Below are 21,383 nucleotides of genomic sequence, written 5' to 3' on the forward strand. Positions count from 1 at the left end.
ATTCGTGCACGGAGAAGAATCTAGGCTGACGGGTATGACCGACGCACTGCTTCCTTCCGGCATCGAAATCGACGAACTCGATCCGGCGGTCCGCCCTCAGGACGACCTGTTCCGGCACGTGAACGGACGGTGGATCGACCGCACCGAGATCCCTGCCGACAAGGCGCGCTACGGCTCCTTCTACGTGCTCGCCGAAGAGGCCGAGCAGGCGGTGCGCGAGATCATCGAGGCCGCGCAGTCGGCCGCCCCGGGCACCGAGGAGCGCAAGATCGGCGACCTCTACGCCAGCTTCATGAACGAGCAGCGGATCGAGGAGCTGGGCTGGAGCCCGGTCGCCGAGGAGCTGGCGGCGGCCGCCTCCGCCACCGACCTGACGAGCTTTGCGCAGACGCTCGGGCGTCTGGAGCGTGCCGGAGTCGGCGGCTTCATCCAGGCCTTCGTCGACAACGACCCCGGGAATCCCGAGCGCTACCTGGTGTTCCTCGAGCAGGGCGGCCTCGGTCTTCCCGACGAGTCGTACTACCGCGAGGACAAGTTCACCGAGATCCGTGCCGCCTACCTCGCGCACCTCGAGCGCATGCTGGCGATGGCCGGGCTCGACGACGCGGGCGTGCGCGCCGCGCGCATCCTGGAGCTGGAGACGGCGATCGCCTCCCACCACTGGGACAACGTGCGATCGCGCGACAGCCAGGCCACCTACAACCTCACCGCTTGGAGCGAGGTGACCGCTCTCGCCGGTGTCGCCGCGTCGTTCGTCGACTCGTGGCTGGCCGCCCTCGATGTGCCCGCCGGGTCCTTCGACGAGGTCGTTGTGCGCCAGCCGAGCTTCGTCTCCGGTCTCGCCGAGCTGCTCGTCGAGGACCGGGTGCCCGCCTGGCGCGACTGGCTGAGCTGGCAGGTCATCCGCTCCGCCTCGCCCTACCTGCACCGCGAGGTCGTGAACGCCAACTTCGACTTCTACGGCAAGACGCTCACGGGTACGCCTGAGCTGCGCGCGCGCTGGAAGCGCGGGGTCGCCGTCACCGAGGGCGCGCTCGGCGAGGCGATCGGCCGCATCTACGTCGAGAAGCACTTCAGCCCGACGGCGAAAGCCGCGATGGACGACCTCGTCGCGCACCTGGTGGAGGCCTACCGTCAGAGCATCCGGAACCTCGACTGGATGACCGAGGAGACCCGGCAGCGCGCCCTCGACAAGCTCGAGAAGTTCACCCCCAAGATCGGCTTCCCGGTGAGGTGGCGCGATTACTCGACGCTGGCGATCGATGCCGACGACCTCGTCGCCAACGTCCGCGCCGCATCGGAGTTCGAGTTCCAGCGCGAGCTCGGCAAGATCGGCAAGCCGCTGGACCGCGACGAGTGGTTCATGACGCCGCAGACGATCAACGCGTACTACAACCCCGGCTTCAACGAGATCGTGTTCCCGGCGGCCATTCTGCAGTTCCCCTTCTTCGACGAGAGCCGGGATGCGGCAGCCAACTACGGCGCGATCGGCGCCGTGATCGGCCACGAGATCGGGCACGGCTTCGACGACCAGGGCTCGCGCTTCGACGGCGACGGCCGGCTGACCGACTGGTGGACCGCCGAGGACCGCGCGGCCTTCGAAGAGCGCACCGCCAGTCTCATCGCCCAGTACGACGCCCTCGCGCCGAGCGGCATCCCCGACCATCACGTCAACGGTGCGCTGACGATCGGCGAGAACATCGGCGACCTCGGCGGGCTCGGGATCGCGTGGAAGGCGTACCAGCTGTCGCTCGACGGCGCCGAGCCTCCCGTCATCGAGGGGCTCACCGGCGCGCAGCGCTTCTTCCTCAGCTGGGCACAGGCCTGGAGGTCGAAGTACCGCGACGAGGAGGCGATCCGGCTGCTCGCCATCGACCCGCATTCGCCGAGCGAGTTCCGCTGCAACCAGATCGTTCGTAATATTGACGAGTTCTCTCGTGCGTTCGATCTCAGCGAGACGGACGCCCTCTGGCTCGACCCGAACGATCGTGTGACCATTTGGTAGAACTCGCGCCGTCGCCTGAGCGACGAGATCGCGTACGCGGGCCGCGTACGCCTCGTCATCGTGCGATCGAGCGAGTCGCGAACTTCTCGGCGAGCTTCACCGCGCTCGGCGAGATCGCGTACGACGGCGCCCAGGTCTCGGCCTCGGTGGTCGACCTCGACTCCAACGAGCCGCTCGCCTCGATCGATGAGCGCATCGCCCTGCCGACGGCGAGCATCGGCAAGATCCTGCTGCTTGTCGAGTTGTCGGCGCGCATCACCGAGCGCGACGCGAGCGGATTCGCCATCCTCGACAAGTCTCCCAGCGACACCGTGGGCGACAGCGGCGTGTGGCAGCACCTGCAGGCCCCCTCGCTTCCGGTGGCAGACCTCGCGACGCTGATCGGTGCCGCGAGCGACAACCTCGCCACCAACGTGCTGCTGCGTCAGGTCGGCCTCGACGCGGTCCGAACCCGCACCGAGGGGCTCGGCCTCACGCGCACCGCGCTGCTCGACCTGGTGCGCGATCTGCGGGGGCCGGACGACGCCCCGCAGCTCTCGGTGGGGTCCACCGCAGAGCTCACCGAGCTCTTCGTGGCGCTGGCGCACGGCCGCGTCGTCGATCACGCGACGAGCAGCCGCGTGCTCGGGTGGCTCTCGCTGAACGCCGACCTCTCCATGGTGGCCAGCGCCTTCGGCCTCGATCCGTTCTCGCATCGCACCCCCGATCACGGCTTGCAGCTCGTCAACAAGACCGGAACAGATGCGGGGGTGCGTGCGGAGGCGGGGGTGCTTCGCGGCCCGCGCCACGCGGTCGCCTACGCCGTGACGGTGCACTTCGCGGACGAGGGAGCCGCGTCGCGACTGCGCGCTCTTGAGGCGATGCGCACCGTCGGCTTCGATCTGCTGGAGTACGTGCACTAGGCGTGTCGGCTTGGCGACCAGTCTGTCTATCTGGTATATGGCCAATCCTCTTGTTAACGTGACGAGATTACGTCGGATTGGTCACGCTCCGACAGCGCGTGCCTGATTGTTCCCCGGCGTGGAAAGGCAAGCGCCCACATGGATCACGCATAGACCCACGCAGTTGATCGACTAGGGCTGGTCTCAGCTCGTCGCCCCGTCGAGTCAAGTCTCACTCGACTCCTCTCAGCGAGCCGCACCCTTTCTGCGACGAATCTCGTCGCCACACCGGCGTCCCCCACGCCGCGACTTCGCTGCGCCGCGACGCCTTCACTGAAGGAATCCCCCATGTTCAAAAAGCTCCTCGCCGGGCTGAGCGCGATGGCGCTCTCACTCGGCATCGTTGCGCTGACGGCCGGCACGGCCAGCGCGCAAGACGACCCGGTCATCCCCTCGTGCGATGACGTCACGGTCGGTCTGTGTCTCGACGCCGACGGCACGGAAGTGCTGCTCGGCGACGACGAGAGTGACGACGCCGATCAGGCCTTCGTCGCACTGAAGGATGACTCCGACAAGAAGGACAACTCCGACAAGACGGACAACTCCGACAAGAAGGATGACTCCGACAAGAAGAAGGACAACTCCGACAAGAAGGACGAAGGGAAGAAGGACGAAGGGAAGAAAGATGACCGGTGCGAGGATCGCGACGGCAACCACGACGACCCGAACGTCGCCCTCGACGAATCCGTTCTGTCCGGGCAGTCGGGCGGGCGCGATGACGACTGCGACAAGAAGGACGACGGAGAGAAGGACGACGGGAAGAAGGGCGACGGAAAGAAGGATGACCGTTGCGATGACCACGACGGTGACCACCAGAATCCGAAGTCGGGTGCTGGCGAGTCGGGTCTGCTGACGCAGTCGGGTGGTCGTGATGACAAGTGCGACAAGCCCGATGACCGTTGCGATGACCACGACGGTGACCACCAGAATCCGAAGTCGGGTGCTGGGGAGTCGGGTCTGCTGACGCAGTCGGGTGGTCGTGATGACAAGTGCGACAAGCCCGATGACCGTTGCGATGACCACGACGGTGACCACCAGAATCCGAAGTCGGGTGCTGGGGAGTCGGGTCTGCTGACGCAGTCGGGTGGTCGTGATGACAAGTGCGACAAGCCCGATGACCACTGCGAGGATCGCGACCGCGACGACCAGCGGCCGACCTCCGACGTCGGCGACTCGCTCCTGAACACCCAGTCGCAGAGTCGCGACGGGCGTGATCACAAGTGCGACAAGAAGGTGACGGCAGAGCCGCCGGTCTTCCGCGACGCGCAGTGCACGCACGACGGGCATGTCGGTGACGGCAGCTACTGGATCCCGCAGGTCCACCATGTGAAGTACCAGGTGCGCTACGGCCACGACGGACCGTACATGGACGTCGAGGCCGGGAAGCACTCGGTCGCCGCCGGCACGTATGTGCAGGTCAAGGCGGTGGCACTCCACGGGTACGAGCTGAAGGGCGACTGGAAGTGGAGCGACAAGATCAAGGCACCGGAGCGTCCGTGCCCGATCAAGCCGATGCCGCCGGAGTTCTTCGACGCGTACTGTGACGAGTATGTGCCGAACGGCATCGTCGACCCGTACTTCATCGTCTACGCAACCGACGGGGTGTACCTGACCTGGAAGCTCAACGGAGTGGACCAGGGCGTGGTGCCTCCGGAGGCCTACGGTGTGCCGATCGCCACCGAAATCGGAGACAAGGTCGTCATCAAGGCGCACGCCATGGAGGGCTACACGCTGAAGGACCGCCGTGTCGAGTGGAAGCACTACTTCGGGCTCGATGAGCTGTGCACCTTCCCGACGGTGTCGGTCGACGTCGATTCGACGCAGCCGACCTGTGATGCGGACGGAACGCTGACCTTCGAGACGGTCGATGGTGAGCTCTACCCGGATGCGGTCTCCTGGATGGTCAACGGTCTGCCGGCTTCGGAAGGCAGCTACGACTTCTCCGGAACGCAGACGGTGGAACTGTCCGCGACGGCGGCCGAGGGCTACGGGTTCGCCGGTGAAGAGGAGTCGACTCTCGAATGGGAGATCGATTTCACGGATCCGAGGCCGTGTGACGATCTGTCCACGCTGGCGCTGACGGGTACTGACTCGTCGGTCGTGAGCGGGCTCGGATTCGCGAGCGGCGTGCTGCTGGCGGGAGGTCTCCTCGTTCTCGCCCGACAGCGCCGAGCGCTGATCCACCACTAGGAAGCCACGCGCCCCGTGGCGCTCCCTCTCGAACGTGATCGGGAGCGCCACGGATGCGCTGGAGCCGCGGACGCGCGGGTGGCGCGGTCCCGCCGCCATGAGCTGAGACATGGCATCGCGGGGCCGCGTTGCGCGTTCCCGGGCGGGACGGGGTCGCCGCGGCCGCAGACCCTCGCGATACCTGAGCGGAGTTCGCGACGGCTCTGTCTATCTGGCAGCCGGCGAGTTCGCTTGTTAGCGTGACGAGATTACGTCGGATTGGTCGCGTGCGACTGGTACGTGGCTGATTGTTCCCCGGCGTGGGAAGGCGATTGCCAAAGATGGAAAAAGCTTAGAACTCCCCCTCTGACGGGCGAGCGCGGGATTCCCCTCCCTGACCTCGCCGCGTGTGTGCTCTCCCGGGTCACTGCGACACCGGTCCCTCTCGGCGACAGACGTCGCCCCCCTTTGGCGTCCCCCCACGCCGAAAGACGTGAGCGGCGCGACGCCTCTCAGTCAAAGGAACGTCCCCCATGTTCAAGAAACTCCTTGCCGGGCTGAGCGTGATTGCGCTCTCGCTCGGCATCGTTGCGCTGACGGCCGGCCCGGCGAGCGCCCATACGGCCCAGATCAGCCACACCTGTGACGCGGTGTCGGTCACTCTGACCAACTATCAGAACGGTGGCGACAACTACGTCGCGATCTACATCGACGACGTGAAGGTCGTCGAGGACTCGGACTTCGGGCGCAACTTCACGCGCGTCGAGAGCTTCCCGGATGACGGCCTGTCGCACAGCTATCGGGTGGTCGTGGTCGCCCACGACGGCGACCAGTGGAGCCGCGACACCGGGACGGTCGTCGTCGAGCCGTGTCCGCCGGATGACACCGACCGCAAGGTCAAGATCTGTCACAAGACGGGCGGACCGAACTACACCGAGAACGAGATCTCCATCAGCGCGGTTTTGGAGCCCAGCGGCCACGGCGCACACGCGCAGGACATCATTCCCCCGTTCAACTACGTCAAGCAGGGCGTGAGCGGCAGCTACCCGGGCCAGAACTGGACGCCGTACAACCAGCTGCTTCACGCCGCGGGCTGCGACAAGCCGACGGTCGTGCCCGCCGTTCCGACCTTCGCGAACGCGCAGTGCACCGATCCCGGCCAGTGGGGCAACGGCAGCTACACGATCCCGACGACCGCGGGCGTGAAGTACCAGGTGCGTCTCAACAGCACCGGCGGCTACGGCGATGTCGGTGCGGGGACCTATCCCGTTGCCGTCGGCACTTACATCCAGATCAAGGCCGTCGAGCTGCCGGGCTATGAGCTCCAAGGCAACGATGACAACTGGAAGTGGAGCCACACGGTCACCGCGCCGGACGGCAACTGCATCGTGAACGATGCGACCGCCAGCGTCACGGTGTCGCAGGCCACCTGCGATGAACCGGGTGCGCCGGAGTTCGAGATCGCCAACGCGACCTGGGACAGCACTCCTCCCACCTCGCCCGGCACGCACACCGTGACGGCGACGGCTGACCCCGGACACGCGTTTGCGGGCGGAATGCTGACCAAGGAGGTCGAATACACCGTCCCGGACGTGTTGGACTCCACGGTTCCGGGCTGTGAGGTCCGCGACGCGCGGGCCGCTGCGAACCCCACACGAGCGACCTGCGACGAGCCGGGCTCGGTGCGGTTCCGAATCCACAACGCCACGTGGGACGCCCCGGCCGACATGACGCCGGGCACGCACACGCGGACGGCGACGGCGAACCCCGGTCACGCTTTCGCTGACGGATCGCTGCAGAAGGAGTTCGAGTACACGATTCCCGACGTCCTCGACGCGAGTCAGTGCATCGTGCCTGAGGAACCCGACTTCTTCGACGCGTACTGCGACGATCAGGTGCGCGGCGGTGTGGTCGATCCGTACTTCATCGTGTACGGCACGGACGGGGTGTACCTGACCTGGAAGCTCAACGGAGTCGACCAGGGAGTCGTGCCGGCGGAGGCCTACGGAATCCCGATCGCGGCCAACATCGGCGACACCGTGGTGATCAAGGCGCATGCGATGGACGGCTACGAGCTGAAGCATCCGCGGCTCGCCCGCTGGGTGCACGAGTTCACGCTCGACGACCTGTGCACCCTGCCGACCGTGACGGTGGACGTCGACACGGCGCAGCCGACGTGCGACGCGGATGGATCGCTGAGCTTCGCGACCCTCGACGGGGATCTCTTCCCGGACGCGGTCTCGTGGACGGTCGGAGGTCTGCCGGCGACGGAAGGCAGCTACGACATCGCCGGAACGCAGACGGTGCTGCTGACCGCGACGGCCGCCGAAGGCTACGGCTTCGCCGGTGAAGAGGGGTCGACTCTCGAATGGGAGCTCGACTTCACAGATCCGAGGCCGTGCGATGACCTGCCGACTCTCGCGCTGACGGGAAATGACTCGTCGGTTGTGGGCGGTCTCGGGTTCGGTGGCGTGCTCCTGCTTGCCGGCGGCATGCTCGTGCTGGCTCGCCAGCGGCGGTCGCTGATCCGTCACTGAGAAGCCTCGCGCTTCGCGGCGCTCCCGCTCGATCGTGGGCGGGAGCGCTGCGGACGTGCGGGTGGCGCGGTCCGGTCGCCGTGAGCTGAGACTCGGCGACGCGGGGCCGCGTTGCGGCCCCCCGTTGTGGGCAACTCCTTGTCCTCCATTTGGCGGACATGTTACGTTGGCGAGGCTTCGTCGATATCCCGATCGGCTGTTCGCTCCCCCGCGTGACGGCTGAGTTCGACCAAGCGGCAAGGCCCCCCTTGTCCACGTCCCCCACGTGATGCACTGTGTTGCGCGCGGGACGCGGATCCTCTCAGCAAGGAATCCTCCCCCACATGTACAAAAAGCTGTTTGCAACCTCATTGGCGCTGGCCCTCGGCGCCGGCATCGTCGGCGTCGTCGCGGCACCCGCGAACGCGACCGACTCCAACCACGCCGCCTACTGGCAGACGCTCGAAGGCGAAAGCTGCGAGAAGCCGAGCTTCTCGACCGAGAACTCCGCGGCGAACCCGTACACGCTCCCCGAAGCCGATGACGGCTGGGAGTGGTCGAAGGTCGTGATCAAGGCCGGCAGCAGCAACGACGGCGGCCAGGTCAACGGCAGCTACCTGTACGACTCGGGCCTGGCGGCCGGTGCCACGTTCGTGCACCCCGTCAAGGGTTCGATCAGCCACGTGATCGTCTGTCAGGTGCCGACCGATGAGCCGGAGGAGCCGCCGGTGGACCCGGACGGCTGCGTCCTGGTCGCGTGGAAGATGCCCGGATGGGTCAACTCCACGACGCCGACCTGGCCCCAGGCGTACTTCACGCACGTCGGAACCGACACCTGCGAGCCGAGCGAGCTGTCCAAGCTCGACGACCAGCTGCTCGAGACCTGCGATGCCTACTACCAGGTCGACCTCTACGAGGTGAGCGCCACCACCACCTCGCTGTTGAACGGCAAGGTGCTGACCGGCCCGGGCCAGCCTGCGGAGGACTTCCCGTCGCCGTCCGGCTGGAACCTCACCTACAAGCTCGTCAAGTCGCCCGACTGCCTCGATGAGGACGCCGCGGCCAGCGTCGTCGTCACCCCCGCTTCGTGCGGCGTCGCCGGCACCGCCGAGTTCACGATCGTGAATGCGACGTGGAACTCGGCCGCGGCCACCACCGCCGGCACCCATGAGCGCACGGCGACGGCGGACGACGGCCACACTTTCCCGGGTGGCGAGACCACGAAGACCGTCAGCTACACGATCGAGGCGGCGCTGACGACGAGCGAGCCGCCGTGCGCCCCGCCGGCCCCGACGTTCACCGACTCGGTGTGCATCGAGGGCACCGGTGACGACACGACCGGCACCTTCACCCTCGCCGCGCTGGACGGCATCACCTACAAGGCGAAGATCGGCTCCGCGAGCTACGCCACCGTCGCCGCCGGCGTCGCGCACGAGGTGCCCTCGCCGGACGGCGCGACCGAGGTGACCATCAAGGCCTACCGCGGCTCGACGCTCGTCGGCGAGTGGTCGCACAGCTTCTCCGAGCCGAACGAGGAGTGCTACACCGAGGTGACCCCGATCGAGCCGGCCATCAGCCAGGCCGTCTGCACGGGAACCCCGGGCGAGGTCAGCACCGCGGGGTACACGCTGACGGCCGTCACCGGCGTCAGCTACTTCGTCAAGGTCAACGGCGGCAGCTGGACCGCCGCGACGACCGGCAGCCTGCAGGTGCTGAGCCCGGGCGACGAGTTCGAGATCAAGGCCGTCGGCGACTGGGCGGCGGGCTACTACATCACGGCTCCGGGTGAGACGGCGAAGTTCTACGGCCCGTACACGATCGCCGACCCGGACTGCGGCGTCGAGATCGTCGTCGGAGACCCGGTGTTCTGGAGCGATCTCTGCGACGAGATCAACGGAGGCGTTTTGGAGCAGAGCTTCGAGATCGTCGCGGTGGACCATGTCACCTACACGGTGTCGATCAACGGCGGCGACTCGTCGCCGATCGCCGCAGGAGTCCACTCCGCAGCGCCCGGCGACTACGTCGTCGTGACGGCTCACGCCGAGGACGGCTATGTGCTGTCGGGCACGGTCAGCTGGGAGCACGCCTTCCAGACCGACGGGTTCTGCCCGCCGACGCTGGGCCTGGTGACTCCGACGGTCGCGACCCAGCAGATGACGTGCGACGCTGACGGCTCGTACACGCTCGGAAACGAGGAGGGCACGCCGGACGCGATCCTGTGGAGCGTCAACGGCGGCGAGACCTTCACCAGCGGGGGAACGTTCACCGTCTCGACACCGGGTGCCGTGACCATCACCGCGATGCCGGCCGATGGCGCCGGGTTCGCCGGGGAGGATGAGCTCCCGTACACCTGGCACCTCGCCTTCGAGCGTCCGAGCGTCTGTGAGGACCTTCCGACCCTCGCGCTCACGGGCGGCACGATCGCGAGCGGGTCTCTCGGTCTCGCAGCGACGATGTTCTTCGCTGGCGGTCTGCTGCTGTTCGCTCGCCGGCGGCCGGCACCGCGACACTGATCCGGCGTCGTGCGGCGCCCGTGCTGAGAACGGGCGCCGCACGACGGAGGGCAGAAAGCCTGTGGAACACCTTGTCCACCAAAGTGCGGACCTGCTAGCTTGGTGAAACTTCGTCGCGAAGAGCGCGTTCACCCCCGGGCGCGTTGCCTCTCAGCCTTTGCGACGTGGAAAGGTGCCGACCCGAGCTCTCACGTCTTGTCCCCCATTTGCTGAGGCCGCGTCCCGAATCCCTGCGGCCCCACGCCTTCCCTCTTCTCCGGCTCCCCCGCCGGAACCCGGCGCATCGACGTGCGCGCTCCGTCCCCCGGAGCCGTCGCGCGCAGCAGCCGCCGTCCCCCTCTCAGCAAGGAAATCCCCCATGTTCAAAAAGATCCTCGCGGGCCTCGGCGCGTTGGCGATCGCGGCGGGCATCATCGCCGTGGTTGCCGGCCCCAGTGCCGCGCACCACAACACCATCGGCGCGAGCGTCGTCTGCAGCACCGACAACGACTCCACCTACAAGATCACCTGGACGATCCAGAACTCGGAGAGCAACAAGTCCGAGGAGATCATCGCGTCCAGCGACACGAGCCTGGTTCCGGTCGGCACGGTCATCGCCAAGGGCGGGACGCTTGTCGTCACCGAGTACATGACCGAGGCGGTCGAGAAGAAGCTCGAGCTCACGGCGCGCTGGAGCAACGGCTACGAGAAGAAGAACTACCTGACGATCAAGCCGAAGTACGACTTCCCCGAGGCATGCGCGCCAACGGAGATCATCCCGACGGCACCGACAGTCGAGCTGTCGCGATGCGTCGACTTCGCCCCGACCGACGGGACGTACGCGATTCCGACCACGGCGGGCGTCGTCTACCAGGTCTCGCTCAACGGCGGATCCTTCGCGAACGCCGCCGCGGGCACGGTGACCCCGGCGATCGGCTCGACGGTGTCGATCCGAGCCGTTCTGGATCCGAACTACGACGCGTCGCGCTACGTGCTCGGCGGAACCACGACGTGGGGTCCCTACGTCTTCGACGCTGCCGACTGCGACGACCCGGAGCCGGTCACGCCGACCTTCGTCGCGGAGGAGTGCACGGGCGTCACGGACGGCGACCGCACGCAGGCCTCGTACGAGATCGTCGCGGCGTCGGGCGTGACCTACCAGGTGCTTGACGGCAGCACGTGGGAGAACATCGCGGCGGGCGTCTACGACGTGAACCCCACGTCGGCCGACATCACGGTCCAGCTGCGGGCGGTGGCGACCTCCACCGGCGCCGTGCTCAAGAGCTGGGAGCACACGTTCTCCAGCGCGGGCGACTGCATCATCATCGTGACGCCGGTCACCCCGTCGTTCACCGACCAGGAGTGCACCGGAGTGACGCCGGGCGAGCGCACTCAGGCGCGGTACACGATCACGGCGGCCTCCGGCGTGACCTACCAGCTGCTCAAGGACGGCACCTGGAGCGATGTCGCGGCGGGCACCTACAACGTGAACCCCACCTCGGCTGACATCACCGTCGAGCTGCGGGCGCTCAAGACCGTGACCGGCGCCGTTCTCAAGGAGTGGGAGCACACGTTCTCCTCCGCCGGGGACTGCGGCATCGAGGTCACCCCGGTGGACCCGACCATCACGCAGGTGCTGTGTGACGAGTCGACGCCTGGGGCGCAGACCGAGGGCGGCTACACCATCCCGGCGACGGCGAACGTGACCTACCTCGTGCAGATCGGCGACGGCGTTGCCACCGGCGTCGCGGCGGGCTTCCACGCTGTGGCACCGGGCACCACGTTCACGGTCATCGCGATCGCCGATGGCGCGGGCTACTTCCTCCCCGGCAACGTCGACCGCATCGTGCTCGGCGAGTACACGATGGCCGACCCCGACTGCCTCACGGACGTCTCGGTGCCCGGTGACCCGGTGACCTGGAACGACCTCTGCGACGAGATCAACGGCGGTGTGCTCGAGCAGAGCTACACGGTCGTGGCGGCCGACCACGTCACCTACAAGGTCTCCGTCGACGGCGCCACCGCGGCTCCGATCGAGCCGGGCACCTACACGGTGGAGCCGGGTACCCACATCCAGGTCACGGCTCACGCCGACGAGGGCTACCGCCTGACCGGGACCTCGAGCTGGGAGCACGCCTTCCAGACCGACGGGTTCTGCCCGCCGACTCTGGGTGTCGTGACCCCGACCGTCTCGTTCGTGCAGCTCGACTGCTCGGGCGGCGGCTCGTACACCCTCGGCAACGAGGAGGGTGAGCCGGACGCGATCCTGTGGACGGTGAACGGCGGAACGCCGTTCACCACGGGCGGCACCTTCACGGTCTCGGCCGCGGGTACGGTCACCATCACGGCCACGCCGGCGGTGGGTGCGGGCTTCCCGGGTGACCGCGAACTGCCGTACAGCTGGACGTTCACCTATGCGACGCCCTCCACGTGCGGCGACCTTCCCACCCTGGCGCTGACGGGCGCGGTGGCAGCAGGATCCCTGGGTCTTGCCGCGACGCTCCTGCTCGCGGGCGCTGTGCTCCTGGCGGCTCGCCGCCGGGCACAGGTCAAGAGCTAGGGATCTGACTCGGCCCCCGCCTCTCGAGAGCTGAGACTCGAGGGGTGGGGTGTCCGGATGTGAACGCAGGGGCCCCGCGGCGGACGCCGCGGGGCCCCTGCGTGTCACCGGGTGCCAGCGCGCGCCCGCATAGCATGCCGAATCCGAGCATCCTGAAACTTCCGTGTCTCTTCGGGGTATTCCGTTGACGGAATGCAATTCGTGGAGGACGCTGGAACCAGACCTGAACGCTTGAGTCCCTGGTGACTCGAGACACACCCGTGGGAGGGAACCATCGTGAGAGGCAAGATTCTGTTCGTCGCCGGACTCGGCGTCGGCTATGTGCTGGGGACTCGGGCGGGACGTGAGCGCTACGAGCAGATCAAGTCGACCGCCGCGAAGTTCTGGAACGACCCGCGCGTCCAGCGCCAGGTCGACACCGTCGAGACCTTCGTGAAGGACAAGGCGCCAGACGTCGCCGAGTTTGTCTCCGAGAACGCCAAGAAGGTCGTCTCGCAGGTCTCCTCCAAGAAGTCCGCGACGCCGGCCGCCAAGAAGCCGGCGACGTCGAGCTCCTCCTCGAAGTCGACCGCCAAGTCGAGCTAGGCGCCGCAGCGCCGGGTGACCCCATGACTGATACCCGTACTCGTTCCCCGCGGCGGGGACTCCTGACCCTGATCGCCGAGCTGCCCGATCAGGTGACCGCGCTCGTGCAGCGCGAGATCGAGCTCGTCAAGACCGAGCTGATCGCCAAGTTCAAGGCGATCGGGATCGGCGCCGGCCTCCTGGCCGGCGCGGCGCTCGTGCTGCTGGCGATGCTCGGAGTGCTGCTGACCGCGGCCATCCTGGCGCTGTCGCTCGTGATGCCCGGGTGGCTGGCGGCACTCCTCGTGGCGCTGGTGCTGCTCATCATCGCCGCGATCGTCGGATTCATCGGCTATCGCGTGCTGATGCGAGGCATCCCGCCCGTTCCCACGGAATCGGTCGAGAGCTGGAAGCGCGACCTCAGAGCAATTCAAGGAATCGGAAAGCGAGGCACCACCCCATGAGCATGACTGACGCAAAAGCAGCAGCTGCCAAGGCCCGCCACGAACTCGCGGCGACGCTGGACGCGATCGAAGACCGCGTCAACGTTCCCAAGCGGGTCGGGGAGCTGAGCGACAAGGCGGTGGCCGCCTACAAGTCGAACCCCGTTCCGTGGATCATCGGAGGCGCGGCCGTGGCCGTGATCGCCGTCGGTCTCGTCGCCTGGGCGATCTTCAGCGACGACTGATCGATTCGCGTCGGCGCGGCGCACGCGGGAGGATGGGCGAGTGAGATCCTCTGGCGAATTGGCCAAGTGGCGCATCCTGGTGCCGCGCGGCGGAAGGTGGGGCGACGGCGTCGCCGCCACCGTACGCGCGCGCGGCGCGATCGCCGTGATCGCACCGCTCGTCAACTTCGCGAGCGTCGAGAACCCCGACGTGCTGGCCGCCGAGCTGCGACGGCTCGAGGCGGGGGAGTTCGACTGGCTCGTGGTGTCGAGCGCGACCACGGTCGACGTGTTCGTCAGCCACGGCATCCGCCTGCCCGAGACGACACGCGTGGCGGCGGTCGGCGAGACCACGGCTCAGGCGCTGACCTTCGCCGGCTACCACGTCGACTTCGTTCCGCAGAGCGACAACTCGGCGCGCGGGCTTGTCGCCGAGTGGCCGGTGGGCGACGTGCGCGGGCGCGCACTCGTGCCCCAGTCCGACGCGAGCGACCCGACCCTGGTGGCCGGGCTGGCCCGCCTCAACTTCGAGGCGACCTTCGTCTCGGCCTACCGCACGGTCGGCGTGCCGGTTGCCCCGGCCGTCGCGGCCGATGTTGCGAGCGGGCGCATCCGCGCGGTGCTGGTCACCTCGGGAAGCGTTGCCCGCCAGATCGCCGAACAGCTCGCGCCCCTCCACGACTCGGTGATCGTCGCCTGCATCGGGCCGCGCACCGCGTTCGACACCCGCGCGGTCGGCCTCCCGGTGCACGTGATCGCCGAGGAGAAGACCGTCGAGTCCATGCTCGAGGCCCTCGAGGAGTACGTTCGCGACAGCTGAGCTCAGCCGAGCGCGGCGATGCCGAACGCGATCAGCGCCAGGAGCGGGGCCGTGCCCTGGATCAGCGCCGCGCGCCAGAGCCGACGCTGCGAGACGACGAGCACGAGCGCCGCGAGCAGCATCGAGAGCGCGGCGAAGACCGTGACCGCCAGGCCCGCCGATGCGGCGGACGACGCGGAGAGCATCACGAGCCCGGCGACGATGCCGAGCGCGAGGAACAGGTTGTAGAAGCCCTGGTTGAAGGCCATCGGGCGGATCGCCCGCGCGTCGTCGTCGCTGCGGACGCCGAAGATCCGGCGCACCTTCGGCCGCATCCAGAGCACGCTCTCGAGCACGAAGATCGCCACGTGGATCGCGGCGGCGACGGCCGCGAAGACACCGCCGACGAGGAGGGCGCCCGTGAAATCGAACGGTACGGTCATGGCGTCAGTGTGGCACGCCGCCGATCAGCGGCGCACGTCGACGACGAGGCGGCCGCGAACGCCGCCCGCGAAGAAGCGCGCGGCGGCGTCGATCGCGTCGGTGAGCCGGATCTGCTCGGTCACCGAGTCCAGGGCGTCGAGGTCGAGGTCGCGGTCGAGTCGCTCCCAGGCAGCCGCCCGCACCTCGTGAGGCGGCTCCACCGAGTTGATGCCCGCGAGCGTCACCCCGCGCAGGATGAACGGCATCACCGTCGTCGACAACCGCGCATCGGCGGCATTGCCGCACGCGGCGACCGTGCCGCCGGGGCGCGTCTGGGCGAGGAGGTTGGCGAGGATCTCGCCGCCGACCGCGTCGATCGCACCGTCCCAGCGTGCCGACTGCAGCGGCTTTCCCTCGCCGGAGAGCTCCGTGCGATCGACGATGTCAGCGGCGCCGAGCGCACGCAGGTCATCGGCGAGCTCGGGGCGCCCGGTAACGGCGGTCATCCGCCACCCCGCGGCACGGCCGAGCAGCAGCGCGATCGTGCCGACGCCACCGGCCGCGCCGGTGACGACGACCTCAGCCCCGTCGCCGAGGCCCGCCTGTGCCAGCCGGTCGACGCAGAGCGCCGCCGTGTAGCCGGCCGTGCCGATCGCGGCGGCCTGAGAGCTCGTCATCCGCTCGGGCAGGCGGATGCCCCAGGAGCCGTGAATGCGCGCCCGCTCGGCGAGCCCACCCGGCTCGGTCTCGCCGAGACCGTAGCCGTTCACCACGACGCGGTCGCCCGGGCGCCAGCGGTCGGCCGCCGAGGCGCGCACGACGCCGACGAGGTCGATGCCGGCCGTCAGCTCGTCGACGCGCACGACCCCGGGTTTGCCGGCAAGTGCGAGCGCGTCCTTGAAATTCAGGCTCGAGTACTCGATCTCGACGAGTGCGTCGCCGGGCTCGGGAGCCTCGGGGAGGTCGGGCAGGTCGACCAGAGCGACCCGGTTCGGCGCGCCGCGTTCCGCGGCACGCGTCACGCGGATCGCGCGGAAGCTCATCCGAACAGGACCGCGGCCTCGTCGTACCGGCTCTGCGGCACCGTCTTCAGGCGACCGAGCGCGTCCTCGAACGGAACGTGCACGATCTGCGTGCCGCGCAGCGCCACCATCCGGCCCCAGTGCTTCTCGAGCACCGAGGTGATCGCGGCCATGCCGTAGCGGGTCGCCAGCACGCGGTCGTAGGCGGTCGGCGTTCCTCCGCGCTGGATGTGACCCAGCGTGGTCGCGCGCGTCTCGATCCCGGTGCGCTCCTCGATCTCGGGGGCGATCAGCTCGCCGATCCCGCCGAGTCGCGGGCGCCCGAAGGCGTCGAGGCCGCGCTCCGAGTGCGCGTCGTCCATCGTGTCCAGCTTGAACCCCTCGGCGACGGCGACGAGCGGGGCTCGACCACGATCGTGGGCCGACTGCACCCACTCGATGATCTGGTCCATGCTCGTCTTCTGCTCGGGAATCAGGATCGCGTGCGCGCCCGCGGCCATGCCCGAGTGCAGGGCGATCCAGCCGACGTGGCGGCCCATGACCTCGGCGACCATGCAGCGCCCGTGGCTGTCGCCGGTGGTGCGCAGGCGGTCCATCGCGTCGGTGGCGATCTGCACGGCGGTGTCGAAGCCGAAGGTGTAGTCGGTGGCCGACAGGTCGTTGTCGACGGTCTTCGGAACCCCGACGATCTGGATGCCTTCGTCGGTGAGGCGCTTCGCCGCGGCGAGCGTGCCTTCGCCGCCGATCGCGATCAGCGCGTCGATGCCCTGCTCCTCCATCACCTCGGCGACGCGCGGGGCGCCGCCTCCCTCGAAGGGGTTGGTGCGGGAGGTGCCGAGGATGGTGCCGCCCTGCTTGGAGATGCCCATCACCTGGGGTCGGCCGAGGGGCATGGTGTCGCCTTCGACGACGCCGCGCCAGCCGCCCTTGAAGCCCACAAACTCCATGCCGTGCAGCTTCGTGCCGGTGAACACGGCCGCGCGGATGACCGCGTTGAGGCCGGGGCAGTCGCCCCCACTGGTCAAGATTCCGATCTTCATCAGGGTCCATCATGCCGTGTTTCGGCGCATCCGCGGCGCGGGATAGGTAGCAAGTACCCCTCGCGCGCACGCACAGACCCCGATAAGGTCGTCGGCGAGTGGCATCGACTGTCACTCATTTTCATTGTGAGAGACCTAGAGGAGAGTCATGACTGACCCCGTCGTTCCCGCCGCTGCCCCCGCCGTTCCCGGCAAGACCCTGGGCATCGTCGGCCTCGTGCTGGCGTTCCTGTTCCCGCTGCTCGGCCTCATCCTGAGCATCGTCGCGGCCAACCAGTCGAAGGCTGCTGGCGTTCCCAACACCCCGGCCAAGGTCGGCATCATCCTCAGCATCATCTTCATGGTGCTCGGGCTCATCATCTTCATCGCGACCTTCGCGTTGAGCGCGGCCACCTTCACCACGGTCGGCTACTAGCATCACGGCGCTGCCCCTTCGGGAGGGCAGCGCGAGGAGGGGCGGGCCGGTGGCTCGCCCCTTCGTCGTTCTCGGGGGCCGGGCCTAGGCTTCCTCGCAATGGAACCGCTCCGGATGCGCTACACCCCCGATCGCGAGGTGCGGCTGGCGCTGACGCTCGCCCCCTTCGGTCAGGGGCGCACCGATCCGTGCCTGCGGCGCACGCCCGAGGGCTGGTGGCTGGCGGTTGCCACCCCGGCCGGAAGCGCGACGCTGCTGCTGCGGGAGTCCTCCGGTGCGGTCGACGCGCTCGCCTGGGGAGACGGAGCCGCCGAGGCTCTGGACACGGTTCCGCGACTGCTCGGCGCCGAGGACGACGAGAGCGGGTTCGAGCCGGAGCGGCATCCGCTCATCGCCGAACTGCACCGCCGGTTCCGCGGGCTCCGGCACGGGCGGGCCGACCGCATCCTGCCGTTCCTGGTTCCGACGATCCTCGGTCAGAAGGTGACCGGCGTGGAGCAGAAGAGCGCCTGGCGCGAACTGGTGCGTCGGCACGGGGAGCCCGCCCCGGGGCCCGCACCCGAGGGGATGCGGGTCGCGCCCGATGCGGCGACGTGGCGTCGGGTGCCGAGCTGGGAGTGGCACCGCGCCGGGGTGGGGCCGCAGCGCTCCGACACGGTGATGCGCGCGGTGCAGCTCGGCGACTCGCTGGAGCGCCTCGCGCGCCGCCCGGCCGCGGACGCGGTGACCGGACTGACGACGGTTCCCGGCATCGGAGTGTGGACCGCCGCCGAGGTGGTGCAGCGCTCGCACGGCGACCCCGACCACGTCAGCGTGGGGGACTACCACGTCAGTCGCCGCGTCGGCGCCGCGCTGCTCGGTGATGCGGTGCGCGGTCGCGGCGTCGACGACGACGGGATGCTCGAGCTGCTGGAGCCGTGGCGGGGTCACCGGCACCGTGTGGTGCGCCTGATCGAGGCGGCGGGGATCGGCTACGAGCGCCGGGGCCCGCGCATGACGATCGTCGACAACCGCGCGCGCTGAGAGCCGCTGCGGTCTGTCGTGCAGTGACAGACGGTTCGCGCGCCGCGTCGACCGGGGCTAGCGTTCCCGGCGTGAATCCCTTTCGTCGCTTCGGTCGTCTCGCCTGGCTCGCGGTGCGCGCGCCGAAATTGCCTCCCATCGATCCGCGCCACGTCGGGAGGGTGCAGCGCCGCGTGATGCTCGGCGACATCGATGAGCTGCGGCACATGAACAACGGCGTGTACCTGTCGATGCTCGATCACGCCCGCCAGGAGCTCGTCGTCCGCACCGGGGTGTGGGCGCGACTGCGCACCGCCAAGATGTACCCGGTCGTCACGGCGCAGACCATCACCTACCGCAAGTCGCTGACGTTCCGGCAGCGCTACGAGATCGAATCCCGCCTGCTCGGGCTCGACGACCGCTGCGTGTACATGGAGCAGCGCTTCGTCGTGCAGGGGGAGATCTACGCGCGGGCGTTCGTGCAGGCGCGCTTCCTGCGGGATGCCGGCGGCACCGTGCCGACCGACGAGCTGGCCGAGGTCACCGGCATCGATCCCGAGCACTTCCAGGTGCCCGCGTGGCTGCACGAGTGGGCTGCGCACGTGCGCCTTCCCGGCACGCGGCAGCCGGCGCCGAGTCAGTGGAACGAGGACGAGAGCGTCTCGTAGCTAGACGGTCTCCAGCACCGCCATCGCGGCGCTGTGACCGCCGAGACCGCTGACCCCGCCGCCGCGCTGCGCGCCCGCGCCACAGCGCAGGATCCGGGGGTGGGCGGTCGCGACCCCCCAGCGCTCCGCGGCGCTCGCACGGGAAGCGTCCTCCTCGAGGAAGGGCCAGTCGAGCGGCGCGTGGAAGATGTTGCCGCCGGTCATCCCGAGGGCGAGCTCGAGATCACGCGTCGTCTTCGTCTCGACGCACGGACGACCCTCCGCATCGCGCAGCACCAGGTCGGCGAGCGGCTCGCCGAGCACCGCGTCGAGCGAGCGGAACACCGCCGCCTCCAGCTCGGCGCGCCGGGCGTCGTTGTTGTCGGCCGAGATCAGCCGGTCGGGAACCTGCAGCCCGAACACCGTCATGGTGTGCGCGCCGCTGGCGGCCAGCTCCGGCCCGAGGATCGTCGGGTCGGTGAGCGAGTGGCAGTAGATCTCCAACGGGAGCGGGTCGGGGATGCGCCCGGCGCTCGCCGCCGCATGCGCCGAGCCGAGTGAGGCCCAGCCCTCGTTCGCGTGGAAGGTGCCGCCGAACGCGGCCGACGGATCCACCCCCGCCTCACGCAGCCGGGGAAGTCGGGAGAGCAGCAGGTTGACCTTCACCTGTGCGCCCTCGGCCCGCGGGGCATCCCCGCCGAGCAGCCGCGCCAGCTCGAACGGCGTCACGTTCGACAGAACCGTGCCGGCAGCGATTGTCCGATCGGTGCCGTGCTGGGTGTAGCCGACCTCGCCGTCCGGGCTGATGCTCGTCACCTCGGCGCCGCGGCGGAGCTCCGCCCCCGCGTCGAGGGCGGCGCGCCACAGCGCGCCGCTCACGCTCTGCATGCCGCCGACCGGCACATCCCAGTCACCCGTTCCGCCGCCGATCGCGTGGTAGAGGAAGCAGCGGTTGGTCGCCAGGGTGGCATCGACCGGCTCGGCGAAGGTCCCGATCAGGGCGTCGGTCAGCACCACGCCGCGCACCAGGTCGGAGGCGAAGGTGCGCTCGATCGCGGCGCCGATCGGCTCTTCGATGAGCGCGTTCCAGAGCTCATCGTCGCCGAGCAGGGCGCGGGCCTCGCCGCGAGTCGGCAGCGGTTCGGTCATGGTCGGGAACAGCGCGCGCGCCAGGCGTCCGGTGCCCGCCGAGAAGTCGCGCCAGGCCCGCGCATCCGCACCCGCGCCGATCGCGGCGAAGGAGGCCTCGGTCGCCGCGGCGTCGCCGGTGTCGATCAGCAGGCCCCGCTCCTCACCCGGAACCGGGGTGTACGACGAGAACCGGCGTCGGGCGAGCGTGATGTCGAGGCCGAGGTCGGCGATGATCCGGCGGGGGAGAAGGCTCACCAGGTACGAGTATCGGGAGAGCCGGGCCGCGACGCCGGCGAAGGGCTCCACCGAGACGGCGGCGCCGCCGAACTGATCGAGCCGCTCCAGTACGACGACGCGAAGGCCCGCGCGGCCGAGGTAGGCGGCGGCGGTGAGCCCGTTGTGCCCGCCGCCGACGATCACGACATCGGCCCGCTCCGTGCCCGTCACGAGGTGCTCGGGATGTCCAGGCGTGCGGCCACGCGTGCGATCACGGACGCCAGTGCCGCTCGCTCCGCGGCGGTGAGACCCTCGAAGAACAGCTCGCGGATGAGTTCGCCGTGTCCGCGCGTCGCCCGCAGGAATGCGCGCCGCCCTTCCGCGGTCACGGCGACCCAGGTGCCGCGCAGATCCTCCTCGCAGGCAGTGCGCTCGATGAGACCGCGCGACTCCATGCGCCGCAGCTGATGCGAGACACGGCTCTTCTCCCACGCGAGCGGTTCGATGAGCTCACCCGACCGGCGGCGCTGCCCGCCGAGGGGGGCGAGAACGTGCAGCACCGCGTAGTCGGCCTGAGAGAGGCCCGCATCGCGCTGCGTCTGGCGCTCGAGTGCCCGTTCGAGGTGCACCGACATCATCATGTACGACCGCCAGAGCGCCCAGTCGTCCGGGTCGAGCATGCCCGCCTCCGTCATGCCGTCATGGTACGCGGCGGCGCGCCGGAATCGTGCGGCTCAGCACGGCGCGGTGGCCCGGCATTGCACGATCCGCAGT

General features: G+C 68.9%; 18 protein-coding genes. 13 read left to right on the top strand and 5 right to left on the bottom strand.

All coding sequences use genetic code 11. From position 1 onward, the window contains the following. Positions 1–34 precede the first annotated feature (34 nt). The 10 genes from ACR3ZA_RS08325 to ACR3ZA_RS08370 all read left to right on the top strand — a co-directional run bounded on the left by ACR3ZA_RS08325 (position 35) and on the right by ACR3ZA_RS08370 (position 14,734). Positions 35–2,005, top strand: a complete 1,971-nt coding sequence (locus ACR3ZA_RS08325; RefSeq protein ID WP_473661505.1) for a M13-type metalloendopeptidase — start codon at positions 35–37, stop codon at positions 2,003–2,005. After that, positions 1,999–2,907, top strand: a complete 909-nt coding sequence (locus ACR3ZA_RS08330) for a serine hydrolase (protein ID WP_473661506.1) — start codon at positions 1,999–2,001, stop codon at positions 2,905–2,907. The genes ACR3ZA_RS08325 and ACR3ZA_RS08330 overlap by 7 nt, the downstream gene beginning before the upstream one ends. A gap of 327 nt (positions 2,908–3,234) precedes the next feature. Continuing rightward, entirely contained in the window at positions 3,235–5,136 is a 1,902-nt protein-coding gene (locus ACR3ZA_RS08335; RefSeq protein ID WP_473661507.1) for a hypothetical protein, read from the top strand. Between the two features lie 512 nt (positions 5,137–5,648). Next, positions 5,649–7,652 (top strand): hypothetical protein, encoded by a 2,004-nt coding sequence (locus tag ACR3ZA_RS08340; protein ID WP_473661508.1) that lies wholly within the window; start codon positions 5,649–5,651, stop codon positions 7,650–7,652. Between the two features lie 323 nt (positions 7,653–7,975). Next, positions 7,976–10,144 carry a hypothetical protein gene (locus ACR3ZA_RS08345; RefSeq protein ID WP_473661509.1) on the top strand — a complete coding sequence of 723 codons (2,169 nt, stop codon included), beginning with the start codon at positions 7,976–7,978 and terminating at the stop codon, positions 10,142–10,144. 358 nt (positions 10,145–10,502) lie between these two features. Beyond that, complete coding sequence (locus tag ACR3ZA_RS08350) at positions 10,503–12,683, top strand: hypothetical protein (RefSeq protein ID WP_473661510.1); 2,181 nt, start codon at positions 10,503–10,505, stop codon at positions 12,681–12,683. 276 nt (positions 12,684–12,959) lie between these two features. Next, complete coding sequence (locus ACR3ZA_RS08355; protein ID WP_473661511.1) at positions 12,960–13,268, top strand: hypothetical protein; 309 nt, start codon at positions 12,960–12,962, stop codon at positions 13,266–13,268. A gap of 23 nt (positions 13,269–13,291) precedes the next feature. Further along, positions 13,292–13,711: a phage holin family protein gene (locus ACR3ZA_RS08360; RefSeq protein WP_473661512.1), complete on the top strand. Its 420-nt coding sequence runs from the start codon at positions 13,292–13,294 to the stop codon at positions 13,709–13,711. Between the two features lie 2 nt (positions 13,712–13,713). Continuing rightward, entirely contained in the window at positions 13,714–13,935 is a 222-nt protein-coding gene (locus ACR3ZA_RS08365; RefSeq protein ID WP_473661513.1) for a DUF3618 domain-containing protein, read from the top strand. Between the two features lie 40 nt (positions 13,936–13,975). Continuing rightward, positions 13,976–14,734: a uroporphyrinogen-III synthase gene (locus ACR3ZA_RS08370; RefSeq protein ID WP_473661514.1), complete on the top strand. Its 759-nt coding sequence runs from the start codon at positions 13,976–13,978 to the stop codon at positions 14,732–14,734. 2 nt (positions 14,735–14,736) lie between these two features. Here ACR3ZA_RS08370 and ACR3ZA_RS08375 read toward each other — a convergent pair whose 3' ends face one another. Genes ACR3ZA_RS08375 through ACR3ZA_RS08385 form a run of 3 tightly spaced genes read right to left on the bottom strand, consistent with a single transcriptional unit; the run spans position 14,737 to position 17,198 of the window. Then, entirely contained in the window at positions 14,737–15,156 is a 420-nt protein-coding gene (locus ACR3ZA_RS08375) for a DUF1304 family protein (protein WP_473661515.1), read from the bottom strand. Positions 15,157–15,180: 24 nt separating this feature from the next. After that, positions 15,181–16,179: an acrylyl-CoA reductase family protein gene (locus tag ACR3ZA_RS08380; protein WP_473661516.1), complete on the bottom strand. Its 999-nt coding sequence runs from the start codon at positions 16,177–16,179 to the stop codon at positions 15,181–15,183. Beyond that, positions 16,176–17,198 carry an ATP-dependent 6-phosphofructokinase gene (locus ACR3ZA_RS08385; protein WP_473661517.1) on the bottom strand — a complete coding sequence of 341 codons (1,023 nt, stop codon included), beginning with the start codon at positions 17,196–17,198 and terminating at the stop codon, positions 16,176–16,178. Before ACR3ZA_RS08385 ends, ACR3ZA_RS08380 begins: the two co-directional genes overlap by 4 nt. A 148-nt stretch (positions 17,199–17,346) precedes the next feature. Here ACR3ZA_RS08385 and ACR3ZA_RS08390 point away from each other — a divergent pair, with 148 nt between their 5' ends. The 3 genes from ACR3ZA_RS08390 to ACR3ZA_RS08400 all read left to right on the top strand — a co-directional run bounded on the left by ACR3ZA_RS08390 (position 17,347) and on the right by ACR3ZA_RS08400 (position 19,283). Then, the gene (locus ACR3ZA_RS08390; protein ID WP_473553173.1) at positions 17,347–17,613 is read left to right on the top strand and encodes a hypothetical protein; all 267 of its coding nucleotides are present in this window, start codon (positions 17,347–17,349) and stop codon (positions 17,611–17,613) included. A 99-nt stretch (positions 17,614–17,712) separates the two neighbouring features. After that, positions 17,713–18,636, top strand: a complete 924-nt coding sequence (locus ACR3ZA_RS08395) for a DNA-3-methyladenine glycosylase family protein (protein WP_473661518.1) — start codon at positions 17,713–17,715, stop codon at positions 18,634–18,636. A 71-nt stretch (positions 18,637–18,707) separates the two neighbouring features. Beyond that, entirely contained in the window at positions 18,708–19,283 is a 576-nt protein-coding gene (locus ACR3ZA_RS08400; protein WP_473661519.1) for a thioesterase family protein, read from the top strand. Here ACR3ZA_RS08400 and ACR3ZA_RS08405 read toward each other — a convergent pair whose 3' ends face one another. Further along, the gene (locus tag ACR3ZA_RS08405) at positions 19,284–20,840 is read right to left on the bottom strand and encodes an FAD-dependent oxidoreductase (RefSeq protein WP_473661520.1); all 1,557 of its coding nucleotides are present in this window, start codon (positions 20,838–20,840) and stop codon (positions 19,284–19,286) included. Then, entirely contained in the window at positions 20,837–21,304 is a 468-nt protein-coding gene (locus ACR3ZA_RS08410; RefSeq protein WP_473661521.1) for a MarR family transcriptional regulator, read from the bottom strand. Before ACR3ZA_RS08410 ends, ACR3ZA_RS08405 begins: the two co-directional genes overlap by 4 nt. Positions 21,305–21,383: the final 79 nt, after the last annotated feature.

The organism is Herbiconiux sp. J20-20 (genome assembly GCF_057365085.1).

Bases quoted from the DNA above. Each gene is read 5' to 3' on its own strand.
- ACR3ZA_RS08390 (WP_473553173.1), top strand. From the start codon at position 17,347: ATGACTGACCCCGTCGTTCCCGCCGCTGCCCCCGCCGTTCCCGGCAAG.
- ACR3ZA_RS08360 (WP_473661512.1), top strand. From the start codon at position 13,292: ATGACTGATACCCGTACTCGTTCCCCGCGGCGGGGACTCCTGACCCTG.
- ACR3ZA_RS08385 (WP_473661517.1), bottom strand. From the start codon at position 17,198: ATGAAGATCGGAATCTTGACCAGTGGGGGCGACTGCCCCGGCCTCAAC.
- ACR3ZA_RS08410 (WP_473661521.1), bottom strand. From the start codon at position 21,304: ATGACGGAGGCGGGCATGCTCGACCCGGACGACTGGGCGCTCTGGCGG.
- ACR3ZA_RS08395 (WP_473661518.1), top strand. From the start codon at position 17,713: ATGGAACCGCTCCGGATGCGCTACACCCCCGATCGCGAGGTGCGGCTG.
- ACR3ZA_RS08365 (WP_473661513.1), top strand. From the start codon at position 13,714: ATGACTGACGCAAAAGCAGCAGCTGCCAAGGCCCGCCACGAACTCGCG.
- ACR3ZA_RS08325 (WP_473661505.1), top strand. From the start codon at position 35: ATGACCGACGCACTGCTTCCTTCCGGCATCGAAATCGACGAACTCGAT.
- ACR3ZA_RS08335 (WP_473661507.1), top strand. From the start codon at position 3,235: ATGTTCAAAAAGCTCCTCGCCGGGCTGAGCGCGATGGCGCTCTCACTC.
- ACR3ZA_RS08340 (WP_473661508.1), top strand. From the start codon at position 5,649: ATGTTCAAGAAACTCCTTGCCGGGCTGAGCGTGATTGCGCTCTCGCTC.
- ACR3ZA_RS08375 (WP_473661515.1), bottom strand. From the start codon at position 15,156: ATGACCGTACCGTTCGATTTCACGGGCGCCCTCCTCGTCGGCGGTGTC.
- ACR3ZA_RS08350 (WP_473661510.1), top strand. From the start codon at position 10,503: ATGTTCAAAAAGATCCTCGCGGGCCTCGGCGCGTTGGCGATCGCGGCG.
- ACR3ZA_RS08345 (WP_473661509.1), top strand. From the start codon at position 7,976: ATGTACAAAAAGCTGTTTGCAACCTCATTGGCGCTGGCCCTCGGCGCC.
- ACR3ZA_RS08380 (WP_473661516.1), bottom strand. From the start codon at position 16,179: ATGAGCTTCCGCGCGATCCGCGTGACGCGTGCCGCGGAACGCGGCGCG.